Source organism: Geobacillus sp. 46C-IIa (genome assembly GCF_014679505.1).
Taxonomy (GTDB): domain Bacteria; phylum Bacillota; class Bacilli; order Bacillales; family Anoxybacillaceae; genus Geobacillus.
The window spans coordinates 97,036-109,841 of the sequence record NZ_CP061474.1; the positions used below are offsets into that span (position 1 = coordinate 97,036).

Below are 12,806 nucleotides of genomic sequence, written 5' to 3' on the forward strand. Positions count from 1 at the left end.
GATGGAAAAGGGAGTAGGGAGAGACGTTATGCGGACAGGGATGCCGACCATGAAAACATGTCAAATGTTGCTTGAGGAGCTTGGGCGCGCTCCACGACCGCTTCGAGCGGAGAAGCTGGCATTTGCCGGTGTTGGAGGGCGGGATGTGTACAACATTTCCGCGCCGTTTGAAGATCAGGGCGATTGGGTGATCGCCGGACGGGTGGAAGAGAGGGATAGCGAGCAATCGGAAGTCTACTTTTTTGTCGAACGAGAGGGAACATGGGTGCCGCGGGAAGGAGCGCCGGTGTTTGCGCTGCAGGATCCGTTTATTTCCCGTGTGCACGGGCATCTCGTGTTTGGCGGCGTGGAGACGTTTCCGCATCCTATGCTGCGCGGGATGCTGTATTGGCGGACGGTGTTTTACCGAGGAACGACGCTCCATGATTTGACGCCGTTCTTTACGGGACCTGATGGGATGAAAGACATCCGCCTTGTCGAGCTGCAGGATGGATCGGTCGGGGTTTTCACCCGTCCGCAAGGGAAAAAAGGCGGTCGCGGAAAAATTGGGTTCACCCGCGTCGGCTCGCTCGATGAACTGACGGTCGAAGCGATTCAAGACGCTCCTTTGATTCACGGTCAGTTTACCGATGAAGAATGGGGAGGCGTGAATGAAGCACATTTGCTTGCCAATGGACTTGTCGGTGTCCTTGGTCATATTGCTTGTTTCGATCAGGAACGGAACCGCCATTATTACCCGATGGTGTTTTCGTTTAATCCAGATACTGGGGAAGCGTCGGAAATGGAGTTGATCGCCGCAAGGTCGCATTTCCTTGATGGGCCGGCGAAGCGCCCTGATTTGGCGGATGTTGTGTTTAGCGGCGGGCTCGTGCGCAAAGGGAATGGAACGGCTGATTTTTACGCCGGAACAAGTGATGCCGAAGCACAAAAACTAACGATTGTTGATCCATTTACGAAATACGAGAGGAAGGGATGATCATGCACCTTTACCGCTATGAAGAAAACCCCCTCATTACGCCGAATGATGTGCCGCCGTATCATGACGGATTTGAAGTGATCGGGGCGTTTAACGCCGGGGTGGCGAGGTTTCAAGGGGAGGTGTTGCTGCTGCTTCGGGTGGCGGAGCGGCCCGTGTCAGATGACTTGAACGTCGTGAAGGCGCCAGTGTGGAATCCGCGGACGGGGAAGGTCGATGTTTACGAGTTTCGCAAGGACGACCCGCGCTATGACTTTTCCGACCCGAGAGTTATTAAAGAGGTAGGGACGGAGCGGTTTTTGTATTTGACGTCGCTTTCCTATTTGCGTCTTGCCCGCAGTCAAGACGGGCGGCGGTTTACGATTGACGAGCGGCCGTTTATTTATCCTTCGAATGAATTGGAGACATTTGGGGTGGAAGACCCGCGTATTACGTACATTGACGGCACGTACTACATTTATTTCAGCGCTGTGTCGCCCAAAGGGGTCGGCGAGGCGATGGTGTCGACGACCGATTTTCGGACGGTTAAGCATCATGGGATGATTTTCGCGCCGGAAAACAAAGATGTGCTTATTTTTCCGGAGAAGATTAACGGCAAGTATTACGCCCTCCATCGCCCGGTGCCAAGAAGCAACGGCCGCCCCGAGGTATGGATCGCGGAGTCGGACAATTTGCGCTACTGGGGAAACCACCGCTTTTTGTTCGGTTTGCGGGAAGGAAAATGGGACAGCGCCCGCATCGGCGGCGGGGCGGTGCCGATCAAGACGGAGCACGGCTGGCTTGAGTTGTACCACGGCGCGTCCGATGACCATCGCTACTGCATGGGGGCGGTGTTGTTGGATTTGGATGACCCATCGAAAGTCATCGCCCGCTCGGCGCGGCCGCTTGTCGAGCCGGAGGCGGATTATGAGGTGAACGGCTTTTTCGGGCGCGTCGTGTTCTCGTGCGGAGCGCTCGTTGACGGCGATGTCGTGAAAATGTATTACGGTGCCGCCGATACGTCGATGGCGTGTGTCGAACTGCGGCTTAGCGACATTTTTGCTTCGCTCGGCAAGGGATGAAAAAGAACGTCCATGCGTTGGGGCATGGATAGAAACGCCTGCACCGATCAGGCGTTTTTTTTTTGGCTTATCGCTACAATATGGCTTGTTGAACGCTTTTTCTGTTCACAAGGATCGAGACAAATTTCTTCTTAGCTAAGAAGATTTGATATAATGGAAAACAACGTCGATGTATCGTACGTATCCATATTGATGCAGGCTTGGCGTGCGGAAGCCGCCCGCGCGCCGGTCGAGGTGATGGTGGTGATGGCGGCGTGGCAATGAAACGTTCATTATGGTTGAAACTGTCGACGATTCAGTTGATCATTCTGTTTTATTTGGTGGCGGTCGCGGTGTCAACGGTGCTGTTATGGCTGCCGATTGTGCATCGGCCAGGGGTGGAGCTTCACTGGATTGACGCGCTGTTTACGGCGGCAAGCGCCATTAGTGTGACCGGGTTGACGGTTGTGTCGATTCCGGAGACGTTTAATACGCTCGGTATTGTCGTTTTGATTGTGATGATGCAAGTGGGCGGCGTAGGGTTAATGATGCTTAGCACGTTCATTTGGCTGTTGCTTGGCAAAAAAATCGGATTTCGTGAGCGGCAGCTGATCATGACGGATCAAAACCGTCTTGCGCTCTCAGGGCTCGTGAAGCTCACGCGGGACATCTTTTTCTTGATTCTCGCCATTGAAGCGGTCGGGGCGCTTGTTTTGGGCGTGTATTTTTTGCGTTATTTTCCGACGTGGCCGGAGGCGTTTTTGCAGGCGATATTTGCGTCGGTGAGCGCGACGACGAACGCCGGGTTTGATATTACCGGAAAGTCGCTCATTCCGTTTGCTGGGGATTACTTCGTGCAAACGGTCCATATCATCCTCATCATTCTAGGAGCGATTGGCTTTCCCGTGCTCATTGAGGTGACGGAGTTTTTGGTTGCGCGCGACCGAAGGCGCTACCGGTTTTCGCTGTTTACGAAATTGACGACGGTGACGTTTTTTGCCCTTGTCATTTTTGGCACGGTGGCGATTTATGCGTTGGAATGGGATCATTTTTTGGATGGAAAGCCGTGGCACCGATCGCTCTTTTATGCGCTGTTTCAGTCGGTGTCATCGCGCAGCGGCGGGTTGGCGACGATGGATATGAACGAGTTCTCTGACCCGACGTTATTGCTTTTGAGCGCGATGATGTTTATTGGCGCTTCCCCGAGCAGCGTCGGCGGCGGCATTCGAACGACGACGTTGGCAGTCATCTTGTTAACGGTGTGGCATTATGCGAAAGGGCGCTCAGCGGTCAAAGTGTTCGGGCGTGAAATTCATGAGGAAGATATTTTAAAATCGTTTGTCGTCTTTATCGGCGCGCTGTTCCTTTGTTTTGCGGCGGTTCTTGCGCTTTCCGTCTCGGAGTCGTCCCTTCCTGTCGTCATGCTTTTGTTTGAAGTATGTTCAGCGTTTGGGACGACTGGGCTGTCGCTCGGCATTACCTCTGAGCTCAGCCCGTTTGGCAAGCTGGTGTTGGTGGTCGTCATGTTCATCGGCCGGGTCGGCATCATTTCGTTTTTATGGCTCGTCCGCGGCCGGGCGGTGAAAGATAGCTACCATTACCCGAAAGAACGGGTCATTATCGGCTAGAAGAGGAGGACGAGATCATGAAAAAAGTGCGCAAAGCGATCATTCCCGCGGCCGGGCTCGGGACGCGGTTTTTGCCGGCGACAAAGGCGATGCCAAAGGAGATGCTTCCGATTGTCGATAAGCCGACGATTCAATATATTGTGGAAGAGGCGATGGCATCAGGCATTGAGGACATTATCATCGTCACCGGGAAAGGGAAGCGGGCGATTGAAGATCATTTTGACTATGCGTTTGAGCTTGAGCAATTGTTGAAGCAAAAAGGAAAATTGGACTTGCTTGAGAAAGTAAAAGAGCCGTCAAAAGTGGACATCCACTACATTCGCCAAAAAGAGCCGAAAGGGTTAGGGCATGCGGTCTGGTGCGCGCGCAGTTTCATCGGGGATGAGCCGTTTGCGGTGCTGTTGGGTGATGACATCGTTCAAGCGGAAACGCCGTGCTTGAAGCAGCTCATTGAGCAATACGAGCAAACATTCAGCTCGGTGATCGGCGTCAAGCGCGTGCCGGAGGAAGAGACGCACCGCTACGGGATCATCGATCCGCTCGAGCAGCGCGGCCGCCGCTATCAAGTGCGCCGTTTTGTCGAAAAACCGGCTCCAGGCACGGCGCCGTCCAATTTGGCGATCGTCGGCCGCTATGTGTTGACGCCGGAGATTTTCTTGTTTTTAGAGAAGCAGGAAGTCGGCGCGGGCGGGGAGATTCAGCTGACCGATGCGATCGGGCGGCTCAATGAAATTCAGCGCGTCTTCGCCTACGAGTTTGAAGGGAAACGGTACGATGTCGGGGAGAAGCTCGGCTTTATCGAAACGACGATCGAATTTGCCTTGCAAAACGAGGAGTTGCGTGATGACTTGCTTTCGTTTTTAGAGCGGATGGTCACTGAGGCAAAAGGACAGGCCGAATGAACGATGGGCCGCGCGGCTTTATTCACGAACGCAAGAATTGTGCGGTGAGACGGAGTTTCCCATCGCGAAATCCCTTTGGCTTGAGCTGGATCATCCCGATCCGTCAGCATGCGTGCAGGTGTTGGCGTTCAACATCGGCGGTTCAGAAGCGGGATGGGGCAATCAAATCTAACCGATACATCTTGCTGTTTCGAGTTTTCCCAAATCATCGACATGAAGAGACAGCGATTTTCAGCAGTGGTTTCGGATCCGACGGGCGACAAAAGGAGCGCATGTGACACAGCGGGGGGCGGATGAACATGGCGAAAGAGTCCAATCAGAGTGGCCGTTTCCAAGTAAAAAGAATTTATGAACGATACGACGCTTCCGATGGCACCCGCATTCTCGTTGACCGCTTATGGCCGCGCGGGGTGTCATAGGCTGAGGCGCATATCGACCGTTGGATGAAAGAGATCGCCCCGAGTCCTGAGCTGCGGCAATGGTTCGGCCATCGGCGGGAGCGGTTTGCGGAGTTTGCGAGAAAGTACGAATGGGAATTGGCCGCCGACGAAACGAAGCGGGCGCTTGTCGGCGAGCTGCGTTCGCTTTCCGGGACGGTGACGTTGCTTTACGCCGCCAACGATGAGCGGCATAACCACGCCGTTGTCCTTTGCGAGTTTTTGAGCCGAATGGGCGTAGAGCGAACAAATAACGAGGAGGGAAAGCGATGATTCGCGCGCTGGTCGGTGATTTGACGAAGGTGGAAGGGGTCGAATACATTTGCAATGCCGCGAATGGCATCGGACCGATGGGCGGCGGGGTGGCGGCGGCGATCCGCCGGGCGGGCGGCCGCGCCATTGAAGAGGAAGCAGTCCGCGTCTGCCAGGCGCAAAATCCGCAGCCAGGCGAGTTGTATGTGACCGGAGCGGGGGCGCTGCCGTTTCGCGGTGTGATCCATCTCGTGACGATGAAGCAGCCGGCAGAGCAGACATCGTATGCGATCGTTCGCCAATGCCTGAAGCGGCTAGTTGCATACTGCCGGGAGCACGGGGTGACGAACGTGGCGCTTCCGGCTTTAGGGACGGGAGTCGGTGGGCTGGATAAAGGAAAAGTGGCGCAGCTGTTTTGCGACGTGCTCGGGCCGGTGGCGGACATCGAGTTTGTCGTTGTCGATATTGATGCGGAATTCATCCGTTCCATCCATTCATAAAATAATAGCAAAAAATGGGCCTTGACATCGCTTGGCCCTTCTTTTTTTGGCAATGAATAACGTGTTTCGTGATTCTCCATATCATATTATAATATAAAACACAAAAACGTTTCCTTGACTTCCTAATCCGGCTAGCGGGAGGTGGCATCGTCGCTGGTGTCCGAGTGATGAAGCCGGCATGAAAAGGAAGTTTGGCGTTTCCTGTTCGAATCGCGACCAGGAAAAACGGCCGAAAATGCCGTCTTTGGCGTTTTTGGCACCGTCCGGAGGGATGAATCATGTTATTCCAATTGCCAACTTTAAAGACATGTGAAGTGCTAGTTAACGAGTTTCGCCTGGCCCCACAGCCGTTTGAGCCGGAAAAATTGCGTTTTGCGGGTGTTGGGGATCGGGACGTTTATAATATTTCCGCGCCGTTTGAAGATGACGGCGAGTTGGTCATCGCTGGTCGCGTTGAGTCGCGCGACAGCGAGCAGTCGGAAGTGTACTTTTTCGTTGAGCGCGATGGCGTCTGGGTTCCGCGCGAAGGGGCGCCGGTGTTTGCCTTGCAAGATCCGTTTGTGGCGCGCATTCACGGCCAGCTTGTGTTCGGTGGGGTGGAAACGTTTCCGCATCCGGTGTTCGACGGCGAGCTGAGCTGGCGGACCGTCTTTTACCGCGGCCCGAACACCCGTGGGTTGAAACAATTCGCGGAAGGGCCGGACGGGATGAAAGACATCCGTCTCGTCGAGCTGAAAGACGGTTCGATCGGCGTCTTTACCCGCCCGCAAGGAGAAAAGGGCGGACGCGGAAAAATCGGCTTTACCCGCATTTTTTCGCTCGATGACTTGACGCCGGACGTGATTGAAGCAGCCCCTCTTCTTGACGCCCAATTCACCGATGAGGAATGGGGCGGCGTCAATGAGGCGCATTTGCTTGCAAACGGGCTTGTCGGTGCGCTCGGCCATATCGCCTGCTTTGACGAGCAGGGGAACCGCCATTACTACCCGATGGTGTTCGTCTTAGATCCAGAGACGATGGAGCGCTCCGAGCTGGAATTGCTTGCGCTTCGCTCCCACTTTTTAGACGGACCGGCGAAACGGCCGGATTTGACGAACGTCGTCTTCAGCGGCGGACTCGTCCGCAAAGGCGACGGCACCGCCGAGCTGTACGCTGGCGTCGGCGATGCCGAGGCGCAAAAAATTTCCCTGATCGACCCGTTTGTCAAGTACGAGGCTCAAGAGCTTGATCGGATGTATGCTTCCGTTTAACGAAAAGGATCGTGCGACAGACCTTCTCTTGATGAGGAAGGCTGGCGGCCGATCCTTTTTCCCATTTGGCCGGCAATGTTTCTTGCTTTGTGGGAAGGACTTCGGTTTGACATGAACATGACCTGCTCACACGATAGGCCAACATGATTGGTTTCAGTTTCTGTTTGCCATGTTTGACATGAACGTGACTTGTTCGTAGGATAGACAACCATAGCCGGCGGTAATTGGAGTCACGTTGCTCTCCTAGGGGGCTGGTGAAAAACGACCGATTTCGTCGAACCCGTTGCTTTCTGATGAAAGAGAAGCATTGATTTTACAAGACTTCTCAATTTGAGAAAGGAGTCCGTTTTCGGCGACTTTTTTACTAAATCACCGGCCTTCTAGGGAAGACCATTTTCCTCCCCCATTGCCCCTTCTGAAGCCATCCGGTATACTGAGAAAAAAGGGGAATGGGGAGGGCCCTTCGTTGTCTTTGCCGCTTGCTTCCGGTGTGTCGTATGAGCGGTATTGGGTCGTGCGTGAACAAAGCGATGATCGTTTAGAGTATATTGATAGGGCCGTGTCTATGACCCGGTCGCCAAGCGTTCGGCATCAGCTCATCTCGAGCCGCCTTCATTTTCCGTTCAGTTTGTTTTTTCGAGGAAAACCGTGCGATGTGTTGGCAGCGCCGCTTGATGTGGAGCTTGTCGATGAGCGAACAGGGGAACGAAATGTGGTCGTTCCCGACTTGACGGTCCTTTGCGGCGAAAAAGGGCTGGATGGAACGAAGTATATCGGGGTGCCGCCGCTGATCGTCGAGATTTTAAGTCCGTCGAACCAGGCGCATGATCTTGTCACAAAGTTCAATTTGTACATGGCGTGCGGTGTCCATGAATATTGGATGGTCAATCCGATGAAGCAGGCTGTGACGGTGTATGTGCTCAATGAGGAACGGCTATATGGGCAGACGGATGTTCAAGTGAAAACAGGAACGGTTCGCTCTGTGTATTTTTCGGGGCTCGAAATCGACATGGCCGAGTTGTTTCATTGACAAGATGACGAGAGGATGGCTGGAAAGCGGACAGCGTGGGATGGTTCCCACGCTGTTTCTTTGAAAATGCACGCACCTTGATCCGTCATTTTCATGCCTAAGGGCAAAAGATTGCCCATGGATTTTTTCCGTGAAAATCCCGCGCCGGCGAGTTGTGATGTTTATGCCTAGGTGGAGGGCAAAAGATTGCCCATGGGTCTTTTCTGTGTCCAGCGGGGTCGAGGCGGCGTTCATCGCTTGCGTGATGTCCCTTTACGGTTGCTTTTGCCGCTTTTCCCGCTCTTTCAACTTTTCTTCCATCCGCTTCAGCAACTTTTCCCACGGGTTTTCCGGCTTCTTTTTCTTCCGCTTCGGCTTTTCTTCCGTCACGGTCAAACGCCTCCTTTCACCGCGGTGGATAAGGCGAGCAAGCCGCGCAGTTCATCGTCCGACAGCTCGGTGATCCACGTTTCGCCTTCGGTGATCACATCAGCGAGCGCTTGCTTTTGTTCGAGCATCTCATCAATTTTTTCTTCAATCGTCCCGGTTGTGATCAGTTTATGGACGTGGACGAATTTCGTTTGTCCGATGCGGTAGGCGCGGTCGGTCGCCTGGTTCTCGACGGCCGGGTTCCACCAGCGGTCGAAATGGATGACATGGTTGGCGGCGGTCAAGTTGAGCCCGGTGCCGCCCGCTTTCAGCGATAAGAGAAAGATCGGTGCCTTTCGCGCTTGGAACTCATCGACCATCCGGTCGCGCGTTGGTTTCGGTACGCTGCCGTTTAAAAAGAGCACCGGTTCGTCAAACAAGTCGGAAAGCAGCGCTTGAATCATCTCGCCCATGCGCACATATTGGGTGAAAATGAGGCACGACTCATCGTTCGCGCGAATTTGTTCGACGAGTTCAACAAGTTTTTCCAGTTTATGCGACCGCTCAACGAGCTGGCGGGGCGATCGTTCTTTCAAATAAAGCGCCGGGTGATCGCAAATTTGCTTGATGCCGTTTAACATCTGCAAAATCAACCCGCGCCGCGCAAACGGGCTCGCCGCTTTCGCCCGCTCCAGCGTATCGTTGACGAGCTGTTCGTACAAAGCTGCCTGCTCAGCGGTGAGCGGACAGTATTCTTTTTGCTCGATTTTATCCGGCAAGTTGAGGGCGACCGTTTCGTCTGTTTTCGTCCGCCGCAAGAGAAACGGGCGGATGAGTGCCTGCAGCGCCGCTTTTTTATGGGCATCTCCTTCTTTTTCAATCGGCCCGGCAAAGCGGCGTTCGAATTGTGCCGCGTTGCCGAGATAGCCCGGGTTCAAGAAGTGGAAAATGCTCCAAAGTTCGTTTAGGCGGTTTTCGACCGGTGTGCCGGATAAGGCGATTTTATGCTTTGCGCGCAGGCGGCGGATGGCGCGCGCCTGTTTCGTCTGCGCGTTTTTAATGTTTTGTGCTTCATCAAGGCAAACGGCGTGCCAATGAAGCTGTTTTAAGTCGTCCTCGTCTAGATGAGCCAGGCTGTAGGATGTAATGACAAGATCGGCTTCACCCGCCGCCTGCAAAAAGGCATCGTTTCTCGCCCGGTTCGGCCCGTGGTGCGTGTAGACGCGCAGCTCGGGGATGAAGCGGGCGCATTCTTTTTGCCAGTTGCCGATCACGCTTGTCGGGCAGATGAGGAGCGCCGGGGCGTCCGGACGCTCCGTTTCTTTGACGTAAGCCAAATAAGCGAGCAGCTGGACGGTTTTGCCGAGCCCCATGTCATCGGCCAAGCAGGCGCCAAAACCGAAGCGGCGCAAGAAAGCGAGCCAGCCGACGCCGCGCTGCTGGTACGGACGGAGCACGCCGTGAAACGACGGCGGCACCGGGGCGGCGGGAAGCTCGTCGATGTTTTTTAGCTGGCGGATGAACGCCCGGAATTGGCGGTGGACATCAATGTGAATCGGAATGTGTTCATCCGTTGCTTCATCGCGTTCGTCAGCTTCCGCCAATAACGTTTGTGCGACGACGTCATGAATCGGCACCCCTTCTTTTTTTGCCTTCTCCATGAGCGCCTGTGCGCGGCGGACGAGCGCGGGATCCAGAATGATCCATTGGCCGCGCAGGCGGATGAGGCGCCGCTTTTGTTCGGCGATCGCCGCGAACTCTTCCTCCGTCAGTTCGATGCCGTTCGTCGCCACGCGCCAGTCAAAGTCGGAGAGGCGCTCAAGGCCAAAGAGCGATTCAGCACGGACAGACGGCGACAGCTTCGCTTTAATCGACAGCTGCGCCTGGCGGATGTCATGCCACCAGTCGGGCAAAAGGAGCCGCACGCCGGCTTCGGTCAACTTTAGGCTCTCTTCGGACAAAAAGCGCCACGCCTGTTCATCAGACAGCTGACGAAGCAAAGGCCCGCCTTCCGCGCCAAGCCATGGGATGATCGTTTCGATGCGGCGGATGGCGCGGGCGATGGACTGTTCATACGGGCGCCAGGCGCGCGGAATTTGGCTCGCCGGGGCGATGATACTGTCGTCTACGGCGATCAATACTGCTTCCAGCGTCCATGAATCGCTGTCTTCCGATGGTTCAATGAGGCGCAAGCCGACGGTAAACGGCGGCCGTTCGCCGAGCCAGCCGATTTGTTCGAGCCAGTCGTCTTCCCCGCCCGCCCATTGATCGCCGCGGGCTGCGATGGCCGGATTGGCGTGAACGATCTCTTGCCAGATGGCGCGCAGTTCCGGGTCGCGTGACAGCCAGTCGGCGATCGCGAGCGACCGCCATGTCGCGACGAATGGGTGCGGGTCATGAGCAAGCCCGCGCCAGCGGGTGTGCTGCGCCTCGAGCCAAGGCGTCGAACGGCTTTCTTTCCACGCCGAAAAATCGGGGCGGAAGCGGCGCTCGCATAGCTCGCTCCAAATGTGCTTTGCCCACGCCTCAAGTTGGGCGGTGAACTCGTCTTTCCATTGGATGGCCATCAAGCTGACCGAGGGGCGCAAGGCGAAAAAGGTGAGCGCTTGCCATGGCGATAGCCGCACGGCTTCCCGTCCATGGACAATGACTGCGTCGATCAGCGTGCCGTAAAACGTTTCTTCATGCCAAGCGAGCACAAGCGGCGCCCAGCTTGCGGCGGGAGCTGAGCTGCTGAGCCAAAAGCATTGTCGTTCTTCGCTCCACTCACACGAAAGGGTGATCGTCTGTAACGCCTGTTCCATCATGGAAGCAATTTTCCTTTCTGTAGTTCTTCATGAAACGCACGCATGCGTGCGGTTTTGGCGCATAACTGTTCGAGATACGCGTTCCACTCGTTCATTTGTTTGAGCGAACGATAGCACGTGCGCAGCTTTTTTAAATAACGGACGGCCATGCGGTAGCTCGGGCGGTTTTTTGCTTGGACAAACTGCATGACCGCTCGGTGGTAAAGCGGCAAGACGAGCATAGGGTCCCGCTTCTCGAGCCCCTTTAAAAACTGCGGATCCATGTCATGGGCGGTCATATTCGCCCATAAGTACAACTCAATCATATGCTGGTAGCGCCCTTGGCGGTGCAAAAATTGAACATAGCGGTTGGCAGTGTATGGAAAGCATTGTCGCAAGAACGTTTCGTACTCGTCCCATTGGTTGTTTTGTTGGGCATATACTTCATACAGCCGCCCGATTTCGTTGACAAAATTGATTCGCTCCGATTCCCGAAGGGCGGCTAAGTAGGAAGGCAGCTCTTCTTTTCCTTTCGCCCAAAACGAGGCAAAGCGGTCGGGTGGATAGGAGGTGATCAACCGCTCGATCCACCCGATCAAAAATGGTGCCGCGGCCTCTGGGAACGTCCGGTATAGGGCAAGCGCTTCTTCATCTTCTTCCAACAAAAAGGCGAAATGGGCGGCTGCCAAAAGGGCGAGCGGAATCTGCTCTTCCTCGGCGAGGCGGAGCAAGCGTTCTTTTTCTTGTCGGCGTTGTGCTTCTGTTGTGAACAGCAGTTCCCAGGCAGCCGTATAAAGATCGTAAATGAGCGAAGGGAAGAAGTCGGCGATTCGCAATAAATCCCGCACATAGGGAGCGGTTTGTTCGATCAGCGGTCCGGGCGCCGATGCCGCCAGGTTGGATGAAAACTGCTCTAATGTCTTGAGCAATTCATCGGCGATATACTGGACGTCTTGCCGCCAAGAAAATTGTCCGTATGAGCCAAATAGTCCCCGGTTCCAGCCTCGTTCTTTTCCGTACTCGATCAGGTGATGGAGCAAAAACAAGCCAGCGTGAAACCGGTACAACAAACGAACGGCGCGATGTTTCGGTCCGCCTTTCACTAGCGCTGGAAACAGCTGATGGGCGAGCCGATACGGCCAATCGTCGCGGCGGCGATGGCGGACGGCAAACTCATCTTGAATCTTCGCAAATCGTTTCCACCATTCATCGATCGATTCGGTTGGCTCGGCCGTTGCAGTGTGGGGGGCTGGGAAACCGTTTTGCGGCGGTTTCTTTTCCGCTTGCTTCCATTGACGAAGCAATTTGCCGTTGTCAAGGACGTTGCCGTAGACGTAAAAAAACAACGCCAGCACGTGCGAACAAAGGTCTTCCGTCCCGCATGGGCAGCTGTGGCGGTGGATGATGTCGTCCAGGTTGAGTGCGACATCATGAATGGCTGTGTCAACCACTTTTCCTTCGATCTGTTCGCTGTCGATGACGATAACGTTATAGACAAGCCCCCGCCGCGATAAGTCGCGCCCTTTTTGAATGAGATGGTGAAAAACGGAAAACGGCAGTTCGTTTTGCAAATCAGCTGCCGCCTTTTGCAAGAGAGGTTTTGAGATGGCCGTTTGCAACATACCGATTCGTCCCTTCCGTCCATTTTTATATTCAT

General features: G+C 54.8%; 9 protein-coding genes and 1 pseudogene. 8 read left to right on the plus strand and 2 right to left on the minus strand.

From position 1 onward, the window contains the following. Positions 1-28: 28 nt before the first annotated feature. The 8 genes and pseudogenes from IC803_RS00460 (at position 29) to IC803_RS00495 (ending at position 8,015) form a co-directional block, all read left to right on the plus strand. A complete protein-coding gene (locus tag IC803_RS00460; protein ID WP_081210437.1) occupies positions 29-976 on the plus strand; it encodes an MTP-1 family protein in 948 nt (315 codons plus the stop codon). Positions 977-978: 2 nt separating this feature from the next. After that, entirely contained in the window at positions 979-2,037 is a 1,059-nt protein-coding gene (locus IC803_RS00465) for a BtaManbiosPhlase (protein ID WP_081210438.1), read from the plus strand. A 260-nt stretch (positions 2,038-2,297) separates the two neighbouring features. Beyond that, a complete protein-coding gene (locus IC803_RS00470) occupies positions 2,298-3,644 on the plus strand; it encodes a TrkH family potassium uptake protein (RefSeq protein WP_081210439.1) in 1,347 nt (448 codons plus the stop codon). A 17-nt stretch (positions 3,645-3,661) separates the two neighbouring features. Next, positions 3,662-4,546, plus strand: a complete 885-nt coding sequence (gene galU, locus IC803_RS00475) for a UTP--glucose-1-phosphate uridylyltransferase GalU (RefSeq protein ID WP_081210440.1) — start codon at positions 3,662-3,664, stop codon at positions 4,544-4,546. A gap of 299 nt (positions 4,547-4,845) precedes the next feature. Beyond that, a pseudogene (locus IC803_RS00480) lies at positions 4,846-5,256 on the plus strand (DUF488 domain-containing protein). Beyond that, complete coding sequence (locus IC803_RS00485; protein ID WP_081210442.1) at positions 5,253-5,735, plus strand: macro domain-containing protein; 483 nt, start codon at positions 5,253-5,255, stop codon at positions 5,733-5,735. The pseudogene IC803_RS00480 and the gene IC803_RS00485 overlap by 4 nt, the downstream one beginning before the upstream one ends. A gap of 278 nt (positions 5,736-6,013) precedes the next feature. After that, positions 6,014-6,985, plus strand: coding sequence for an MTP-1 family protein (locus IC803_RS00490; protein ID WP_081210444.1), 972 nt, complete (start codon positions 6,014-6,016; stop codon positions 6,983-6,985). Between the two features lie 466 nt (positions 6,986-7,451). Beyond that, a complete protein-coding gene (locus IC803_RS00495) occupies positions 7,452-8,015 on the plus strand; it encodes a Uma2 family endonuclease (protein ID WP_081210446.1) in 564 nt (187 codons plus the stop codon). Positions 8,016-8,386: 371 nt separating this feature from the next. On the opposite strand, the gene IC803_RS00500 is transcribed toward IC803_RS00495, so the two are convergent. Together IC803_RS00500 and IC803_RS00505 are read right to left on the minus strand one after the other, a co-directional pair. Beyond that, positions 8,387-11,170: a DEAD/DEAH box helicase gene (locus IC803_RS00500; RefSeq protein WP_081210448.1), complete on the minus strand. Its 2,784-nt coding sequence runs from the start codon at positions 11,168-11,170 to the stop codon at positions 8,387-8,389. After that, complete coding sequence (locus IC803_RS00505; RefSeq protein ID WP_081210450.1) at positions 11,167-12,771, minus strand: hypothetical protein; 1,605 nt, start codon at positions 12,769-12,771, stop codon at positions 11,167-11,169. The genes IC803_RS00500 and IC803_RS00505 overlap by 4 nt, the downstream gene beginning before the upstream one ends. Positions 12,772-12,806: the final 35 nt, after the last annotated feature.

Bases quoted from the DNA above. Each gene is read 5' to 3' on its own strand.
- IC803_RS00505 (WP_081210450.1), bottom strand. From the start codon at position 12,771: ATGTTGCAAACGGCCATCTCAAAACCTCTCTTGCAAAAGGCGGCAGCT.
- IC803_RS00470 (WP_081210439.1), top strand. From the start codon at position 2,298: ATGAAACGTTCATTATGGTTGAAACTGTCGACGATTCAGTTGATCATT.
- IC803_RS00490 (WP_081210444.1), top strand. From the start codon at position 6,014: ATGTTATTCCAATTGCCAACTTTAAAGACATGTGAAGTGCTAGTTAAC.
- IC803_RS00460 (WP_081210437.1), top strand. From the start codon at position 29: ATGCGGACAGGGATGCCGACCATGAAAACATGTCAAATGTTGCTTGAG.
- IC803_RS00465 (WP_081210438.1), top strand. From the start codon at position 979: ATGCACCTTTACCGCTATGAAGAAAACCCCCTCATTACGCCGAATGAT.
- galU (WP_081210440.1), top strand. From the start codon at position 3,662: ATGAAAAAAGTGCGCAAAGCGATCATTCCCGCGGCCGGGCTCGGGACG.
- IC803_RS00485 (WP_081210442.1), top strand. From the start codon at position 5,253: ATGATTCGCGCGCTGGTCGGTGATTTGACGAAGGTGGAAGGGGTCGAA.
- IC803_RS00500 (WP_081210448.1), bottom strand. From the start codon at position 11,170: ATGATGGAACAGGCGTTACAGACGATCACCCTTTCGTGTGAGTGGAGC.